This is a genomic window from Flavobacterium sp. KH_001 (assembly GCF_057840745.1).
The window spans coordinates 2,085,148-2,103,253 of record NZ_CM174520.1; the positions used below are offsets into that span (position 1 = coordinate 2,085,148).

Here is an 18,106-nt window from a genome sequence, read left to right on the forward strand (position 1 = left end):
TAATAAATAAATTCTGTAATTAATCGAAGGTAAATGTTAAAAAGTTTTATTTTAACGTTTTTGGTATTATGCAGACCGGTATAGCATCCATTTTATGCTTGTTGCTGGTGTTTAATCGTTTATAAATTTCAAAGACAGATTTTTCTCTCCCATTAAAGTCACCTGCCGTTTTTCCTGACTCCGCCGCTAACATGGCCCATTCAAGTTCATCATAACTTGCTCCTAATTGATCTTCATCGGTTCTGTTATCGCCAAAAAGGCCATCTGTTGGAGCTGCTGTTAAAATTGAATTTGGAATTGCTAAAAATTCTCCAAGAGCATAAACATCAGATTTCATTAAATCAGCAATCGGACTTAAATCAACGCCGCCATCTCCATATTTAGTATAAAATCCTACTCCAAAATCTTCTACTTTATTTCCTGTTCCGGCTACCAAAAGTCCGTGAATACCTGCTAAGTAATACAGGGATGTCATTCTTATACGAGCGCGTGTATTAGCTAAAGACAGGCTCACTTTGGCTTCGTCATCTGTTTTTGGAACGGAGCTTTTAAAAGCTTCAAAAGTAGCCGTTAAATCAGTTTCTATACTTGACACGTTCGGAAAACGTTTCTTTAATTGGTCAATATGTTCTCTTCCTCTTGAAACTTGACTTGCAGCCTGGTGAATTGGCATTTCAACACATAAAACCTGTAAACCGGTTTGGGCACATAATGTAGAAGTTACAGCAGAATCAACTCCGCCGGAAATTCCAATTACAAAACCATTTAGTTTTGCACTGTTAGCATAATTTTTTAACCAATTTACAATGTGGGTATTTACTTTTTCTGTTTGAATTGTACTTTTTTTAGCCATAATAGTTCAAGTTTTAAGATACAGGGATGTATATTTGCACAAATATTTTTAAGTATGTCTATATTTAAATTTATGCAACACAAATCTAATTAAAATAAAATGAAAATATATCGCTTTATAGTGGTTCTATCCCTGTTTTTTTTGTCTTGTGATCAAAAAAGCAAAGTCGAAAAAGAAGTTGAAGAAATTCCGGTTGATATTACAGTAGAACGTTTTGATAAAGTATTTTTTGAAACAAAACCTGAGGATTTAGCCAAAGTAAAAAGACAATATCCTTTCTTTTTTCCTGCGGGTAATGATGATTCAGTTTGGCTGCAGAAAATGCAGGAGCCAATTTGGAGAGAAGTGTATGAAGAGGTGCAGAAAAAATATTCAAATTTTGAACCTGTGCGTCAGGAGTTTAATTCACTTTTTCAGCATGTTAAATATTATTTTCCTAAAACTAAAACTCCAAAAGTAATTACTGTGATTGGTGAAATGGATTATAATGCGAAAGCAATTTATGCTGATAGTCTGGTAATTGTAGCTTTGGAATTATACTTAGGGAAAGATCATAAGTTTTATGAATTTCCGAATTACGTGAAGCAGAATTTTGAGGAAAAACAAATCATGCCAGATGTGGTTTCGAGTTTTGCTTACAGAAATATTCCGGCGTTTCCGGATAGGAATTTAGTTTCTCAAATGATTTTTGAAGGTAAACAATTGTACGCAAAAGATTTATTGCTACCGGAATATACAGATGCTGATAAAATTGGTTATACACCTGAACAGATAAAATGGTGCGAGGAAAATGAAGCTTACATGTGGCGTTATTTTCTTGAAAAGGAAATGCTCTACAGCGATGATCCTAAATTAACAACCCGATTTATGACACCGGGACCGTTTTCTAAATTTTATCTGGAAATAGATAATGATACACCAGGAAGAGTTGGGGCTTGGATCGGCTGGCAAATAGTGCGTTCGTATATGAAGAATAACAATGTTACTTTGCCGGAATTGTTAAAAACAGATAATAAAGAGATTTTCGAGAAGTCAAAATATAAACCTAAGAAATAATGTCAGATACAATAAACTCAGAGATTAAATTCAATATAGAATTAGATGAAAACCGTGTTCCGGAAAAATTAACGTGGAGCGCGCAAGACGGCGGAGTACAGGCCGAAGAAGCAAAGGCAATTATGTTGTCTATTTGGGACAGTAAAGCCAAAGAAACGATGCGTATTGACTTATGGACAAAAGATATGCCGGTTGATGAAATGAAGATTTTCTTTCACCAGACTTTAGTAGCAATGTCGGATACTTTTAAGCGCGCAACTGACGATGAGAAAATGTCAGACACTATGAAAGATTTTTGTGACTATTTTGCAGAAAAATTGGAACTGACAAAGTAATCTAAATTTCAAAATAAAAAATTCCAAACTCCAAGTCTTGCAAATTGGAATTTGGAATTTTTTTGTTGGAATTTATTTAACCGATCTTTTGTCTAAATCTTTAAATAATTTTTTTAAAGCTCCGGCCATTAATTTATTTGATGTTTTGTAAAAATCGATGTTATCGATAAGCTTATCTGATTTTTCTGTTGCCCAGACAGATTCGTTTTTTGTTTTTCTTGCAACCCCAACCACATTTTGCGAGTAGATAATTTCCTGAGAGTTCAAATCATAAATTTCAACAAGTACAGACGCTTCATTTTTCCCTACTTCATTATCGGTTTGATAGAGCTCAATTGCGAAAAGATCGCTTTTATTTTTCTTTGTCGAAATATTGATAAAAAAATCAAAACCAGTTCCGTCTTTTAGTTCTTTTAGTTTTGTTTTGCTTGGATTTAACGGAATCTTTCTGGTAACAAGTAACCCGTTCACATCATTTATATAGAAGAGACGTTCGCCTAAATTCTTTTTAAAAAAGGTTAAAGACTCTTCGGTTAATTTATCTTTAGATTTTTTTGGACAGTCTAATTCGTTCATCAGCCATTTTCCGGAAGTAAAATCAACACCAGATCGTGGTCCCGACGTAAACATATAAGTTTTTGAGGCGCAAGATGCTAAGGCGAGGATTGTAAAGATGAAAAAGAATAGTTTGTTGTTCTTCATAAAATATATTTTATTCCAAATATTGAATTTGGTTTTTTTATTTGCATCAAAAGAATTATTTAGCAACTGGTTTAATAGATTTCTCTTTTATGTCATTTATAATTTTATTGTAAGTGCCTAATATAATTGTAGTCGTAGGTTTATTTGTGAAGCTATTATCGTCTTCTATTGAGCCTCCTACTGTTTGTGAATAAATTATTTCTCCAAGATTTAAATCATATACTTGTAATGTAACTTCTGCAAAAGACATTTGTTTTTTATAGTAAAAATGATCTGCAAAGTCAAAATCGCTTAAATCATTTTTTGCATTTTTACATTTAATATTTACATAATAATCGAAATCAGCTCCTTTTTTTAAATCTAAAATTGTTGATTTACTTGGATTAAGGCGAACTTGTTGAGGTAGTAATAATGATTTTTCAACCAATGAATATTTTACTCTCTCACCTAGATATTCTGAAAAATCTTTTAAAACTAAATTAGTTATTTTGTCCTTAGCGTATGGATTTACTGAAATGTCACCGATTAACCATTTTCCGTTAGAGAAATCTATCCCCTCAGTATGGCTTTTGCTGATTACGAAATAATGAGTAGTGTTACAAGAAGAAAGGAATAATAAGATTAGAAAGTAAGAAAAAATCTTCATAGTGATAAGTTGGTTTTAAGCAAATATAATTTATTTTCTTTGTTAAGAATTTTCTGCAAATAAAAAATCTCAAATTCTAACTTATAAGTTGGAATTTGAGATTTTAAAAATTATAATTTATTTTCTAAAATTGTGAATTGTTTTTAAATACTTCCTGATTTACTTCATCGATATAAGATAAAAGATCTTCTTTTCCAGTTGATTCTGTTGATGAGGTTACAAAATATTGAGGCATTTCTTCCCAGTTGTTAGCAAACATTTGTTTTTTGTATGCTGCAATATGAGAATCAATTTTTGTTTTACTGATTTTATCTGCTTTCGTAAAAATAATACAAAACGGAATTTCGCTTTCACCCATATAAGACATAAATTCAATATCTATATTTTGAGCTTCGTGACGAATATCAATTAAAACAAAAGCGCAAACTAATTGCTCTCTGGTTTCGAAGTAATCGGTAATAAATTGCTGGAAAACTGATTTTGTTTTTTTAGATACTTTCGCGTAACCATAACCAGGTAAATCGACTAAGAACCAATTATTATTGATTTTAAAGTGATTTATTAATTGTGTTTTTCCAGGCCTTCCTGAAGTTTTTGCTAAATTTTTGTGATTGGTAAGCATATTGATCAACGAAGACTTACCAACGTTTGATCTTCCGATAAAAGCATATTCCGGCAAAAATTCCGCAGGACATTTTGCAACTTCAGAATTGCTGACAATAAATTCAGCGGTTGTAATTTTCATGTTTTTTGTTTTTAAAACCTCCTAAAAGTCGAAAGTTAGATGCTATAAATTCTTTTTAACGAGCCATTCTTCAAGAATTTTATTGAATTCCTGAGGATGTTCCATCATAGCAGCGTGTCCACATTTGTCTATCCAATACAAAGTTGAATTAGGCAATAATTTATCAAATTCTTCGGCAACATTTGGTGGTGTAACGGCGTCATTTTTCCCCCATATAATACAGGTTTCCACTGTCATTTTTGGCAAATCTTTAGCCATATTATGACGAATTGCGCTCTTGGCAATCGTTAAGGTTTTGATTAATTTAATACGGTCATTAACCGTTGCATAAACTTCATCAATAAGTTCGGGAGTGGCAATTGCAGGATCATAAAATACATCCTCAGCTTTCTTTTTGATGTATTCATAATCACCTCTTTTGGGGTAACTATCTCCCATAGCACTTTCGTAAAGACCAGAGCTTCCGGTAATTACAAGTCCTGCTACTTTTTCAGGATATAATTTTGTGTGATAAAGTGCAATATGTCCTCCTAGTGAGTTACCTAATAAAATTACCTGATCAAAACCTTTAAAAGTAATAAAGTCTTTTACATATTTTGCAAAGCTTTTTACGTTCGTTTTTAAAATGCTTTGCGTGTATATTGGCAAATCAGGGATGACAACTTTGTATCCTTTTGTTGGAAAATATTCGGCTACAGCATCAAAGTTACTAAGGCCTCCCATTAAGCCATGTAAAATAACGATAGGAGTTCCTTCTCCAGCTTCATAATAGCTGTATTTGCCTTCTTTTTTGTAGTGTTTGTCCATCTAATTTAATGCCAATTTCAATTTGGACAAATATAGGGTTTAATAAATAAAAATGAATTTTTGGTACCGTTTTTTAACTAGATAATTTTCGTAGAACATCTAAGTGCTTATAAATCAGATTTTAGGGGTGTTTTTGGTGTATTTGCTAAATGTTAAGAAACTTACGGAATAGACATTTTTTTAAGAAAAATGATGCATATTTTTTTCGATTGATTAATGGAATTGAAAATTCAGTAATAATTAGCTAAGGTATTGATTTATGGTAAATTGGGTGTAGTGGTAGGAAAGTGGTTAAACTTATTAACAAAGTGGTATATTGTGGTAAAATGTGGTAATATTTTTTATATTTTTGTCCTATAACATATTAATTGATTTTTCTTGAACACAATTGTTGGAACATATGAGTGTAAAGTCGATGCTAAAGGGAGGCTAATGATGCCTGCGCCTTTGAAAAAGCAATTGGCTTCTTCTCTTCAGGACGGATTCGTTTTGAAGCGCTCTGTTTTTCAACCGTGTTTAGAATTGTATCCGATGGAAGAGTGGAACCTGATGATGCAAAAAATCAACAAGCTAAATCGTTTTGTAAAAAAGAACAATGATTTCATTCGAAGATTTACTGCCGGAGTTAAAATGGTAGAAATTGATGCATTAGGGAGATTGTTGGTGCCAAAAGATTTGGTAGCTTTTTCTGGTATTGCTAAAGATGTGGTTTTTTCATCTGCGGTTAATATTGTGGAAATTTGGGATAAGGATTTATATGAAAAATCAATAAGCGGCGAAGATATGGATTTTGCAGATCTGGCCGAAGAAGTAATGGGAAATATTAATGACGACGACAATGGAATATCATAATCCGGTTTTACTTCATCCTACAGTTGATGGTTTAAATATTAAACCTGACGGCATTTATGTAGATGTTACGTTTGGAGGCGGTGGGCATTCAAAAGAAATTTTGAGACGATTAGGGCCAAACGGTAAATTATTTGCTTTTGATCAGGATGAGGATGCACTTGCAAATGCATTGCCGGATGAAAGGTTTACTTTAATTAATGAGAACTTTAGATTTATAAAAAGGTTTTTACGTTTTCACGGTGTTAAAGGAGTAGATGGAATCCTGGCCGATTTAGGAGTTTCATCCCATCAGTTTGATGTTCCGGAAAGAGGATTCTCTACAAGATTTGATGCCGAACTGGATATGCGGATGAGTCAAAAAAATGATTTAAATGCTTATCGGGTGGTTAATGAATATGAAGAACAGGATTTACGTCGTGTTTTTTTTGATTATGGGGAGTTGAAAAACGCACCCGCTTTGGCAAGAACAATTGTAGAAGCCAGAGAGAAATATCCAATCAAAACGACAGACGAATTAAAAGTGGTTTTGGCAAAATATTTACCTGAAAGAGTTAAGAATAAAATATTAGCCCAGATTTATCAGGCGATTCGAATTGAGGTAAATCAGGAAATGGATGTTTTGAAAGAGTTTATTGAGCAATCATTAGAAATTCTAAATCCGGGAGGAAGGTTTTCAGTAATCTCTTATCATTCTTTAGAAGACAGATTGGTAAAAAGATTTATCAAAAACGGAATGTTTGAAGGAGAACCGGAACGTGATTTTTATGGAAACTTTTCAGTTCCGTTTAAAACCATCGGAAAATTGATTGTTCCTGATGATGCTGAAATTAAAATCAACAACAGAGCAAGAAGTGCAAAATTAAGAATTGCTGAAAAGATATAATATAAAGGTATAAAAATGAAAGGTGGAGTATTTGGCATATTAAAAGCAAGGTTTCTTATAAATGATGATGCAGTCAAAAACTGGCGATTCATTGTTTTTATCATTTTGCTTGCCATAATAATGATTGCCAATACACAGCGATACGAACAAAAGGTTTTTGAAATTGCAAAACTCAACAACGAAGTAAAAGAATTGCGATCTGAATTTGTAGACCGACGTTCTGAATTAATGAAATTAAAAATGGAATCGACGATATCGGATAAAATGTTAGAAAAACAGATTTTTCCATCTACAGTTCCTCCAGTAAAAATAGAAGTTAAAAAAGAAGAAGAAAAAAGTTTCTTTAAAAGAATATGGCAGTAGACGATAAACATATATCCTACAGAATTTACCTCGTAGCAGTTTTCATCTTCGTGATGGCAATTGCTATTGTCGTTAAATTAACCAATATTCAATGGGTTGAAGGAGATTATTACAGAAAACTGGCGAAACAACGTACAGTCAGAAATTTTGTGATTCCGGCAAACAAAGGAAATATTTATTCGGCTGATGGAAGTTTATTGGCAACATCAATTCCTAATTATGAAATTAGATTTGATGCAAAAGCGCCAAAAACGGAAACTTTCGAAAAACATGTAAAAGCATTGTCAGACTCTTTGGCTACTGTTTTGGACAGACCAGGAGGTTTTTACGAACAGGAATTAAGAAAAGCCAGAGCTAATAAAAATCGTTATTACTTGATTGCCCGTAATTTGAGTTATACAGAATATGTAAAAATTAAAGGTTTTCCATTATTCAATTTAGGTGCCTTCAAAGGTGGAATTATAGTGGAACAAGAAACGGTTAGAAAACACCCAATTGGAAAAATTGCTGAAAGAACAATAGGTTATGACCGAATCGATCCGGCTACCGGAATTGAGGTTGGAAAAGGAATTGAATGGGCTTTTAAAAGTTATCTGAACGGAAAAGACGGTAAAATTCTAAAGCAAAAAATAGCAAAAGGACAATGGAAACCTATTCGTGATGTAAATGAAGTTGATCCAATTGATGGTTATGATGTGATTTCGACAATTGATGTTTTTATTCAGGACATTGCACATCATGCTCTATTGAAACAACTTCAGGATTATGAAGCAGATCATGGTTGTGTGGTAGTTATGGAAACTGAAACGGGTCATGTAAAAGCGATTTCGAATTTAGGAAAAGCAGAAGATGGATCGTATTATGAAACTACAAATTACGCAGTTGCAGAATCTCACGAGCCAGGTTCGACTTTTAAATTAGTCGATTTAATGGCAATTTTAGAAGATAAAGTAGCAGATACGAGCACAGTTTATGATAGTCACGGTGGAGAAATCAGATACTACGGACGTGCAGTTCGTGACTCGCATAAAGGTGGTTATGGAAAAGTTTCATTGGCCCGCGGATTCGAACTTTCGTCAAACACAGTAATGGTTCAGGCGGTTTATGAAAATTACAAAAGCAATCCCTCAAAGTTTGTAAATCATATTAATAGTTACGGATTAAATAAGACATTAGGATTGCATTTTAAAGGAGAAGGAAGGCCATATATTCCGCAGCCAGGAGACAAACACTGGTCAGGAACTACACTTCCGTGGATGGCTTTTGGATATAATGTTTCGGTTACGCCAATGCAGACTTTAACATTATATAATGCAGTTGCAAATAATGGTGTAATGGTAAAACCACAATTTGTGTCAGAAATTAAAGAATGGAATAATACTATTAAAAAGTTTGATACAGAAGTAATGAATTCAAAGGTTTGTTCGCCTGAAACGCTTAAAAAGGTAAAAGCAGTTTTGCAGAACGTGGTTAAAAAAGGAACAGGTTCTAAGTTATATTCGAAAGATTTTCCAATGGCAGGAAAAACAGGAACGGCCATGGTAAATTATAGTAAGGCAGGAAGGGAAGGAATGTATTATGCTTCTTCTTTTGTTGGATATTTTCCAGCAGACCATCCAAAGTATTCTTGTATTGTGGTAGTGCATAAGCCAAATACATCAAAAAATAATTATTACGGAGCAGACGTTGCGGGACCGGTTTTTAAAAGAATCGCTCAAAAGATTTTTACTGACGCGCCTTCAACAAATAAAATTAAAACACTGGATTCTAAAATTCCAAAACAGGAAATCAGTTATGATAAGTTTGATAAAGAATCAAATAAAAAGACAAATCAGATTCCGAATTTAAAAGGAATGCCGGGAATGGATGCGATTGCTTTACTTGAAAACTTAGGTTTAAAAGTGAAGGTTAATGGAGTAGGGAAAGTAAAAAAACAGTCTTTGCAAGCTGGACAAAATATTAGTAAAAACACAACAATAGTATTAGAATTATCGTGAAAATACTGAAAGACATATTATATAAGGTAGCGATTGAATCTGTAACAGGTTCGACAGAAATCGACGTACACAAAATTGACTTTGATTCAAGAAAGATTGAAGCAAATGACGTTTTTGTAGCTATTCGCGGTTCCCTTTCTGATGGACATGATTATATCGAAAAAGCAATTCAGTTAGGTGCGATTGCTGTTATTTGCGATACTTTACCAGAAAATATTGAAAAAGGAATTACCTATATAAAAGTAAAAGATACCAATACCGCATTGGCTTTTATGGCAGCTAATTTTTTCGGAAATCCTTCTGAAAAATTAAAATTAGTTGGTGTTACTGGTACAAACGGAAAAACAACAATTGCATCTTTATTATTTCAATTGTTTCAAAAAGCAGGTTTTAAAGTTGGTTTATTGTCAACTGTGAAAATTATGGTTGATGAAACCGAATATAAAGCGACGCACACAACACCGGATTCTATTACGATCAATTATTATTTAAATGAAATGATCGAAGCTGGTGTGACACATTGTTTTATGGAGGTGAGTTCACACGGAATTCATCAAAAGAGAACAGAAGCATTGCATTTTGTGGGTGGGATTTTTACGAATCTTTCACACGATCATTTAGATTATCATCCAACTTTCGCAGAATACAGAGATGTGAAAAAATCGTTTTTTGATTCATTGCCAAAAACAGCTTTCGCGTTATCAAACATTGATGATAAAAACGGAACTGTAATGCTTCAAAATACAGTTGCCAGGAAATTTACCTATGCTTTAAAGTCGTATGCTGATTTTAAGGCAACAATATTGGAAAGTCAATTGTCCGGTTTACTGTTGAAAGTAAATGAAAATGAAGTTTGGGTAAAACTGATCGGAACTTTTAATGCTTACAACGTTTTGGCAATTTACGGAACGGCGATCGAATTAGGAATGGATAGTCTTGAGGCGCTGCGTTTACTGTCTGATTTAGAGAGCGTTTCGGGTCGTTTTCAATATATTGTTTCAGAAGGGAATATTACTGCAATTGTTGATTATGCACATACGCCGGATGCATTGGATAACGTATTAAAGACAATTAATGATATCCGTACCAAAAACGAACAATTGATTACAGTTGTGGGTTGTGGCGGAAACAGAGATAAAACAAAAAGACCAATTATGGCTAAAATTGCTTCAGATCTTAGTGATAAAGCAATCTTAACTTCTGATAATCCAAGAAACGAAGATCCTGAAGTGATTTTAGATGAAATGGAAAAAGGAGTGGAAGCTCATAATTATAAAAAGATATTGAGAATTACCGACAGAAAACAAGCTATAAAAACAGCCTGCCAATTGGCTCAGCCAAATGATATTATTTTAATCGCCGGAAAAGGCCATGAAACCTATCAGGAAATAAAGGGTGTTCGCCATCATTTTGATGATATGGAAACAGTAAAAGAAATTTTAGATCAATTAAAAAAATAAAGTTTAACCGGTTAATTGATTGTTCGTTTAATCGAATAATTATTTGAATCAAAAACTAAACAATAAACAAAACAACGATTAACCAAATAAACCAAGATATATGCTATACTATTTATTTGAATATTTAGACAAAACATTAGATATACCGGGAACGGGAGTTTTTCAGTATATCACTTTTAGATCGGCTTTAGCATTAATGCTTTCGTTGCTTTTGTCAACGATTTACGGAAAGAGAATCATTAACTTTTTGAGAAATCAGCAAGTAGGTGAAACCGTTCGTGAGCTTGGTCTTCAAGGGCAAAATGAAAAAGCAGGAACGCCAACAATGGGGGGATTGATTATCATTTTTGCAACCCTTGTGCCTGTTTTGTTATTTGCTCGTTTGCATAATATTTATATTGTATTGCTTATTGTAACCACACTTTGGATGGGGACAATTGGTTTTGTAGATGATTATATTAAAATATTCAAGAAAGACAAACAAGGGCTTAAAGGTATTTTTAAAGTAATAGGACAAGTTGGTTTAGGAATTATTGTTGGAGCTGTTCTGTATTTTAATCCGGCTGTAACGGTTAGAACGGATACCGGAAGAACTGATATATTTAAAGCCACTACTAATACAACAGTGGTTCTACCTGCTCCGATGGAGGAGAAGTCGACGGCAACAACAATTCCTTTTGTAAAAAACAATGAATTTGATTATGCCGAAATTTTAGCATTTACAGGCGAAGGATACGAAAAATGGGCTTGGTTGATTTTTATTCCAGTTGTAATTTTTATTATCACGGCAGTTTCAAACGGAGCTAATTTAACAGATGGAATTGATGGTCTCGCGGCCGGAACCTCTGCAATATCAGTCCTCGCACTCGGAATATTTACGTTCGTTTCCGGGAATATTATTTTCTCAAATTATCTGAATATAATGTATATCCCTAATTCGGGAGAAATGACGGTTTTTATATCTGCATTCGTGGGATCCTTAATTGGATTTCTTTGGTATAACTCTTATCCCGCATCTGTTTTTATGGGAGATACCGGAAGTTTAACTATTGGTGGAATCATAGCGGTTTTAGCTATTGCAGTTAGAAAAGAATTATTGATTCCGTTATTATGTGGAATCTTTTTGGTAGAGAATTTCTCAGTGGTTTTACAAGTGAGTTATTTCAAATTTACCAAAAAGAGATACGGTGAGGGACGCAGAATTTTCCTGATGTCACCACTGCATCACCATTATCAGAAAAAAGGATATCATGAAAGTAAAATCGTGACCCGTTTCTGGATTGTTGCCATCATGTTAGCCATTTTATCAATCGTTACTTTAAAATTAAGATAGATGAGATTGGTAGTTTTAGGTGGAGGAGAAAGTGGTGTAGGTACTGCTATTCTCGGGAAGAAAAAAGGATACGATGTTTTTGTATCGGATTTTGGAAAGATAAAAGAGAGTTACAAAGAAGTTCTTATCATTAATAAAATTGCCTGGGAAGAAGAAAAACATACAGAAGACCTGATTTTGAATGCCGATGTGGTCATGAAAAGTCCGGGGATTCCAGAGAAATCTCCCATCGTAAAAAAGCTGATTGAAGCGGGCGTAAAAGTGATTTCGGAAATTGAATTTGCAAAACCTTTTACAGAAGCACTTACGGTTGGAATTACCGGAAGTAACGGTAAGACAACAACAACAATGCTGACGTATCATTTATTGAAATCAGCTGGTTTGAATGTAGGTTTAGGAGGAAACATCGGAAAAAGTTTTGCCTGGCAGGTTGCTGAGAATAAGTACGATGCTTATGTGCTCGAGTTAAGTAGTTTTCAGCTTGACGGAATTATAGAATACCGGCCAGATATTGCCATAATTACGAATATTAGTCCTGATCACTTAGACCGGTACGAGTATAAATATCAAAAGTATATCGATTCAAAGTTCAGAATAACAATGAATCAGACTGAAAGCGATTATCTTATTTACGATGCTGACGATGAGGCAAGCGCAGAATGGTTAAAAAACAACACAACAAAAGCAAAATTAATTCCTTTCTCGCTGACTAAAAAATTCGATGAAGGGGCTTCTATAAATAACAACAAAATGGAAATAAAGATCAACCAAGAAGAGTTTACAATGGAAACAGAATACATTGCGTTAGAAGGAAAACATAACATGAAAAATGCAATGGCAGCAAGCTCTGTAGCGAAATTGATGCAAATTAGAAATGCAACAATTCGCGAAAGTTTATCTAATTTTCAAGGTGTAGAACACCGCTTAGAAAAAGTATTAAAAATTCAGAATGTTCAATATATCAACGATTCAAAAGCCACAAATGTAAATGCTACATTCTTTGCTTTAGATAGTATGAACGTTCCAACAGTTTGGATTGTGGGTGGTGTTGATAAAGGAAATGATTACAACGAATTGATGTCATTAGTTCGTGAAAAAGTAAAAGCAATTATCTGTTTAGGAATTGATAATCATAAAATTATTGAAGCTTTTGGTAATGTAGTTGATATCATGGTTGAAGTAAACAACATGAGCGACGCTGTAAAAACAGCACAAAGATTAACAGAAAAAGGTGATGCCGTTTTATTGTCTCCAGCCTGCGCAAGTTTCGATTTATTCGAAAACTACGAAGATCGTGGAAAACAATTCAAACAAGCAGTGCACAACTTGTAGAAAAAAAGTTTCAAGTTTCAGGTTTCACGTTAGGAGGAACCTGAAACCTGAAACATAAGAAACTTGAAACAAACGAAAGATTATGAAAGAGCTAGTTAACAAATTAAAAGGAGATAGAGTAATATGGTCATTCGTGGCTTTATTAGCACTGTTTTCGTTTATGCCTGTTTTTAGTGCGAGTAGTAATTTGGCATACATTGGACACGGAACAGGAAATACTTTGGGTTATTTGGTAAAACATCTGGCTCATATTTGTATTGGTTTCCTGATTATTTATTGGGTGCATAAAGTACCGTATCACTATTTCAGGGCGATTTCGAAAATTGCTTTGCCAATCGTATGGTTCTTATTGCTTTATACATTGCTAAAAGGAACTGTAATTGCCGGAGCAAATGCGAGTCGTTGGATTCAGGTACCGTTTATCGGAATCACATTTCAGACTTCGACATTAGCTTCTATTGTGCTGTTTATTTTTGTGGCCCGTTATTTGTCTAAAACGAAAGAAGAAAACGAACCTTTTCAGGTTTCACTGATACAGCTTTGGTTGCCTGTTTTTATCACATTGGCACTTATTTTACCAGCGAACTTTTCTACCACAGCATTGATTTTTGCTATGGTTATGATGTTGACGTTTATAGGTAAGTATCCATTAAAGTATATTGGTTTTATAATAGGTTCAGGAGTGGCAATGTTGGCGTTTTTCCTTTTGGTTGCTAAAGCTTTTCCGGAGTCCAGATTCTTTAGCAGGGTATCAACCTGGGAAAGTCGTATTACGAACTTTACCACAGATAAACCTGATGAGGATGATTATCAAATCGAAAAAGCAAAAATCGCAATTGCATCTGGAAGATTTGGAGGTTTAGGCCCAGGAAAAAGTGTTCAGAAGAACTTTTTACCACAATCTTCTTCCGATTTTATTTATGCCATTGTTGTGGAAGAATATGGTTTAGTTGGAGGGGTTTCGATATTGATTTTGTATTTATTGTTATTGTTCCGATTTGTAATTGCATCACATAAAGCAACTACGTTATTTGGAAAATTAGTCGTCGTCGGACTCGGTTTTCCGATGATATTTCAGGCGATGATCAATATGGCGGTTGCAGTTGAATTATTACCGGTAACGGGACAAACCCTACCATTGATTAGTAGTGGAGGTAGTTCGATTTGGATGACTTGTTTTTCACTAGGAATTATCATCAGTGTTACTAAGAAAGATGAAGAAATTGCCGAAGAAAAAGAAGAGAAAGAAAGAAGGAAAGAAGCACTTCAGAGATTGATTGATAAAGAATTGTCAGAGGAAGATTTACCAGCTGACGAAGTATACGAAGAAGAAGGATTAATGTATTCAATTGAGGATAATTCGAGAAATCCGATGAATGCGGTTTTAAATAAATAAGTTAAGAACAGTATAGTTTTTAAAGAGTAAAATTTTTTAAAGATGACAAATTATAAATTCATATTAAGCGGTGGTGGTACAGGAGGGCATATCTATCCTGCGATTGCGATTGCGAATGAATTAAAAACACAATTTCCTGATGCAGAATTTCTTTTTGTAGGGGCGCAGGATAAAATGGAGATGCAAAAAGTACCTCAGGCAGGTTATGAAATAAAAGGCCTTTGGATTGCCGGTTTACAAAGAAAGCTGACGTTGCAAAATTTAATGTTTCCATTAAAACTGGCAACAAGTTTGTTAGAATCAAGAAGAATCATTAAGCAATTTAAGCCCAATGTTGTAATTGGAACCGGTGGTTTTGCGAGCGGACCTTTATTGCAAGCAGCAGGTTCAGCCGGAATTCCGACAGTAATTCAGGAGCAGAATTCTTTCCCAGGAATTACAAATAAGTTATTGAGTAAAAAAGCGAATGCAATTTGTGTAGCCTATGGGAATTTAGAGCGTTTTTTTCCAGAAGAAAAAATCGTTTTAACTGGAAATCCGGTTCGTCAGGATTTGATTGATATTGAAAGTAAAAAAGACGAAGCAATCGCTTTTTATGGTTTAGATTCGAATAAAAAGACGCTTTTGGTTTTGGGTGGAAGTTTAGGTGCGAGAAGAGTCAATCAATTAATTGAAAAAGAATTACAGAATATGCTTTCGCAAAATGTTCAGATCATTTGGCAATGCGGAAAATTATATTTTGAAGATTATAAAAAACACAATCAGCAACACGTAAGAGTGGTTGATTTTATTGAAAGAATGGATTTTGTATACGCTGCTGCAGATGTGATTATTTCACGAGCAGGAGCATCATCGGTTTCGGAATTATGTATTGTTGGGAAACCAGTGATTTTTATTCCGTCACCAAATGTAGCAGAAGATCATCAGACAAAAAATGCACAGGCAATTGTCGACGCAAAAGGTGCTATTTTATTGAAGGAATCAGATTTAGACAGTCAGTTTAGTATTGTTTTTGAAGCTTTAATGAAAGATGACGGGAAGCAAAAACAGTTAAGTGCTAATATTAAAAAATTGGCAATGCCGAATGCCACAAAAGTTATTGTTGAGGAGATTAAAAAGTTGTTATAATATAAAGTTTGTTCAAAATTATACAACAGAGAAAAGAAAACAGAACGCTATTTTAGGCATTTTGGGTTATTAAAAATAGAAATATTACAAAGGCTTAATTACTAGTTTTTTAGAGAAAATAACTAGTTGCAAATAGCCCAAAAAATAAAATTAAAATGAATTTAAATCAAATACAGAACGTCTATTTTATTGGTATTGGAGGCATCGGAATGAGTGCTCTGGCCCGTTATTTCAAATATATCGGGAAACAGGTTTCGGGTTACGATAAAACGCCATCAATGCTAACTAATGAATTGATTGAAAGTGGTATTGATATTCATTTTGAAGATAATATTAATTTGATTCCAAGTGATTATTTTGTGGAGAATACGTTGGTGATTTTTACGCCAGCTGTTCCAAAATCGCATTCAGAATGGAATTACTTTATCGAAAGAAATTATGAAATTAAAAAGCGTGCTGAAGTTTTAGGAATAATTACGAAGGACACTTTTAGTTTTGCAGTTGCCGGTACACACGGAAAAACAACAACCTCAAGTATACTAGGACATATTTTGTATGAGAGTGGAGCAGATGTTACTGCATTTGTGGGTGGAATAGTCGAGAATTACAATTCTAATTTAATTGGAACCGGAAAAACGGTAACAGTTGTAGAGGCAGATGAATTTGACCGTTCGTTTTTACACTTACACCCAAATATTGCCTGTATCACTTCTATGGATGCTGATCATTTGGATATTTATGGAACTAGCGATGCTATTGAGGCTTCGTTTGTTGAATTTGCTTCGAAAGTTGAAGATAAAAGCAAGCTGTTTATAACCAAAGAATTACCTCTTGAGGGAGTACAATGTGCTATAAATGAAGATGCTGTATATAAGGCGTTCAATGTTCGTATAGAAAATGGAAGTTATGTTTTTGATGTGCAAACGCCATCAGAAATTATGAAAGATTTGCATTTTGGATTACCAGGAAAACACAATTTAATGAATGGATTAATGGCTATTGCAATGGCTAAGACTTTCGGCACCCCGACCGACTTAATTGCAAAAGCCATTGCTTCATTCAACGGAATCAGAAGACGTTTTTCTTATCAGATTAAATCTGAAAAATTAGTTTATATAGATGATTATGCGCATCATCCAACGGAAATAAATGCTGTACATCAGGCTGTTACGGAATTGTATCCGGGACGTAAAGTTTTAGCAATATTCCAGCCGCATTTATTTAGCAGAACGAGAGATTTTGCTGATGGATTTGCAGAAAGTTTATCACAATTTGATGAAGTGTTTTTAATGGATATTTACCCGGCACGCGAATTACCGATGGAAGGGATTACATCAGATTGGTTGTTAGGGAAAATGACAAATTCGAATAAGAAAATTGTTGCAAAAAATGATTTATTAGCGGAAATCAAAGCCAGTGATGCGCCAATAATTGTAACAATAGGAGCTGGAGATATTGGTGAAATGGTTCCATCAATTAAAAAAATGCTAAATGAAAATATTTAATTGGACAAATATTCGATTGATTCTCATTTTTGGGCTTGTACTTTTTTTGTATTCGTTCGCACAACATCGAAATGGCGATCGAAAACTGAAGAAATCTATGGTTATTTTTGTAGGAGAAAACACGCTGTTTGTTAAGCCGGAATCGGTTAATAAATTGTTAATAGAAAATAAAAGAGACGCTTCCAGTATCCGAAAAGATGAACTAGATTTGAATAAGATAGAAAAAACCCTTGATACGCAAGACATGATTGAGAAGTCAGATGTTTTTGTAAGTATTGATGGCGTTCTAAAAGCGAGAGTAAAACAGAAGACACCAATAGCGAGAGTTTATGATGGTGATAACTCTTTTTATATTGACTATGAAGGACATAAAATGCCTTTATCAGACAATTTTACAGCTCGGGTTCCTCTTGTTTCGGGGGCAATAAATAAAAAAAATAACGAAGATTTAGCTGCTTTATTTCGCACAATTTATGACGATGCGTTTTTGAAAAAAAACATCATTGCGATTCAAATTATGCCTAATGGCAGCCTAAAAATGTTTAATAGAAATTATGATTACTTCATCGATTTTGGCAGAACGATGAATGTTGATAAGAAATTTAGAAACTATAAAGCCTTTTTTCAAAAAGCAGTTTTAGATAGTTCGTTATACAAATACAATAAAATTGACCTTAGGTTTACGGAACAAGTAGTTTGCACAAAATAATAGA

At 33.9% G+C, this 18,106-nt stretch carries 18 protein-coding genes; 13 read left to right on the plus strand and 5 right to left on the minus strand.

The window, feature by feature from the left end:
• Positions 1 to 46: 46 nt before the first annotated feature.
• Positions 47 to 853 (minus strand): NAD(+) synthase, encoded by an 807-nt coding sequence (nadE, locus tag AC3ITQ_RS09100; protein WP_489238222.1) that lies wholly within the window; start codon positions 851 to 853, stop codon positions 47 to 49.
• A 99-nt stretch (positions 854 to 952) separates the two neighbouring features.
• On the opposite strand from nadE, the gene gldB reads away from it, so the two are divergent.
• Together gldB and gldC are read left to right on the plus strand one after the other, a co-directional pair.
• Positions 953 to 1,909, plus strand: a complete 957-nt coding sequence (gene gldB, locus AC3ITQ_RS09105; RefSeq protein WP_489238224.1) for a gliding motility lipoprotein GldB — start codon at positions 953 to 955, stop codon at positions 1,907 to 1,909.
• Complete coding sequence (gldC, locus tag AC3ITQ_RS09110; protein ID WP_026985662.1) at positions 1,909 to 2,244, plus strand: gliding motility protein GldC; 336 nt, start codon at positions 1,909 to 1,911, stop codon at positions 2,242 to 2,244. The genes gldB and gldC overlap by 1 nt, the downstream gene beginning before the upstream one ends.
• 72 nt (positions 2,245 to 2,316) lie before the next feature.
• Here gldC and AC3ITQ_RS09115 read toward each other — a convergent pair whose 3' ends face one another.
• The 4 genes from AC3ITQ_RS09115 to AC3ITQ_RS09130 form a co-directional block, all read right to left on the minus strand.
• Entirely contained in the window at positions 2,317 to 2,946 is a 630-nt protein-coding gene (locus tag AC3ITQ_RS09115; RefSeq protein ID WP_489238226.1) for a hypothetical protein, read from the minus strand.
• Between the two features lie 55 nt (positions 2,947 to 3,001).
• Entirely contained in the window at positions 3,002 to 3,592 is a 591-nt protein-coding gene (locus AC3ITQ_RS09120) for a hypothetical protein (RefSeq protein ID WP_489238228.1), read from the minus strand.
• Between the two features lie 124 nt (positions 3,593 to 3,716).
• Entirely contained in the window at positions 3,717 to 4,337 is a 621-nt protein-coding gene (gene yihA, locus AC3ITQ_RS09125) for a ribosome biogenesis GTP-binding protein YihA/YsxC (protein WP_026985664.1), read from the minus strand.
• 42 nt (positions 4,338 to 4,379) lie between these two features.
• Positions 4,380 to 5,144 carry an alpha/beta fold hydrolase gene (locus tag AC3ITQ_RS09130; RefSeq protein ID WP_026985665.1) on the minus strand — a complete coding sequence of 255 codons (765 nt, stop codon included), beginning with the start codon at positions 5,142 to 5,144 and terminating at the stop codon, positions 4,380 to 4,382.
• A gap of 378 nt (positions 5,145 to 5,522) precedes the next feature.
• Here AC3ITQ_RS09130 and mraZ point away from each other — a divergent pair, with 378 nt between their 5' ends.
• The 11 genes from mraZ to AC3ITQ_RS09185 all read left to right on the plus strand — a co-directional run bounded on the left by mraZ (position 5,523) and on the right by AC3ITQ_RS09185 (position 18,102).
• Positions 5,523 to 5,996 carry a division/cell wall cluster transcriptional repressor MraZ gene (gene mraZ, locus AC3ITQ_RS09135; protein ID WP_026985666.1) on the plus strand — a complete coding sequence of 158 codons (474 nt, stop codon included), beginning with the start codon at positions 5,523 to 5,525 and terminating at the stop codon, positions 5,994 to 5,996.
• Positions 5,971 to 6,879: a 16S rRNA (cytosine(1402)-N(4))-methyltransferase RsmH gene (rsmH, locus tag AC3ITQ_RS09140; protein WP_194658082.1), complete on the plus strand. Its 909-nt coding sequence runs from the start codon at positions 5,971 to 5,973 to the stop codon at positions 6,877 to 6,879. Before mraZ ends, rsmH begins: the two co-directional genes overlap by 26 nt.
• 15 nt (positions 6,880 to 6,894) lie before the next feature.
• The gene (locus AC3ITQ_RS09145) at positions 6,895 to 7,242 is read left to right on the plus strand and encodes an FtsL-like putative cell division protein (RefSeq protein WP_029273288.1); all 348 of its coding nucleotides are present in this window, start codon (positions 6,895 to 6,897) and stop codon (positions 7,240 to 7,242) included.
• Positions 7,233 to 9,239, plus strand: coding sequence for a penicillin-binding protein (locus tag AC3ITQ_RS09150; protein WP_489238232.1), 2,007 nt, complete (start codon positions 7,233 to 7,235; stop codon positions 9,237 to 9,239). The genes AC3ITQ_RS09145 and AC3ITQ_RS09150 overlap by 10 nt, the downstream gene beginning before the upstream one ends.
• On the plus strand, positions 9,236 to 10,699 hold the full coding sequence (locus AC3ITQ_RS09155) for a UDP-N-acetylmuramoyl-L-alanyl-D-glutamate--2,6-diaminopimelate ligase (protein WP_489238234.1): 1,464 nt from the start codon (positions 9,236 to 9,238) through the stop codon (positions 10,697 to 10,699). Before AC3ITQ_RS09150 ends, AC3ITQ_RS09155 begins: the two co-directional genes overlap by 4 nt.
• A gap of 100 nt (positions 10,700 to 10,799) precedes the next feature.
• The gene (gene mraY, locus AC3ITQ_RS09160) at positions 10,800 to 12,032 is read left to right on the plus strand and encodes a phospho-N-acetylmuramoyl-pentapeptide-transferase (protein WP_489238236.1); all 1,233 of its coding nucleotides are present in this window, start codon (positions 10,800 to 10,802) and stop codon (positions 12,030 to 12,032) included.
• Complete coding sequence (gene murD / locus AC3ITQ_RS09165; RefSeq protein WP_489238238.1) at positions 12,033 to 13,364, plus strand: UDP-N-acetylmuramoyl-L-alanine--D-glutamate ligase; 1,332 nt, start codon at positions 12,033 to 12,035, stop codon at positions 13,362 to 13,364.
• Positions 13,365 to 13,446: 82 nt separating this feature from the next.
• On the plus strand, positions 13,447 to 14,760 hold the full coding sequence (locus AC3ITQ_RS09170) for an FtsW/RodA/SpoVE family cell cycle protein (protein WP_489238240.1): 1,314 nt from the start codon (positions 13,447 to 13,449) through the stop codon (positions 14,758 to 14,760).
• Positions 14,761 to 14,802: 42 nt separating this feature from the next.
• The gene (gene murG / locus AC3ITQ_RS09175; protein ID WP_489238242.1) at positions 14,803 to 15,888 is read left to right on the plus strand and encodes an undecaprenyldiphospho-muramoylpentapeptide beta-N-acetylglucosaminyltransferase; all 1,086 of its coding nucleotides are present in this window, start codon (positions 14,803 to 14,805) and stop codon (positions 15,886 to 15,888) included.
• Between the two features lie 155 nt (positions 15,889 to 16,043).
• On the plus strand, positions 16,044 to 17,393 hold the full coding sequence (murC, locus tag AC3ITQ_RS09180; RefSeq protein WP_489238244.1) for a UDP-N-acetylmuramate--L-alanine ligase: 1,350 nt from the start codon (positions 16,044 to 16,046) through the stop codon (positions 17,391 to 17,393).
• Entirely contained in the window at positions 17,380 to 18,102 is a 723-nt protein-coding gene (locus AC3ITQ_RS09185; RefSeq protein ID WP_489238246.1) for a cell division protein FtsQ/DivIB, read from the plus strand. The genes murC and AC3ITQ_RS09185 overlap by 14 nt, the downstream gene beginning before the upstream one ends.
• Positions 18,103 to 18,106: the final 4 nt, after the last annotated feature.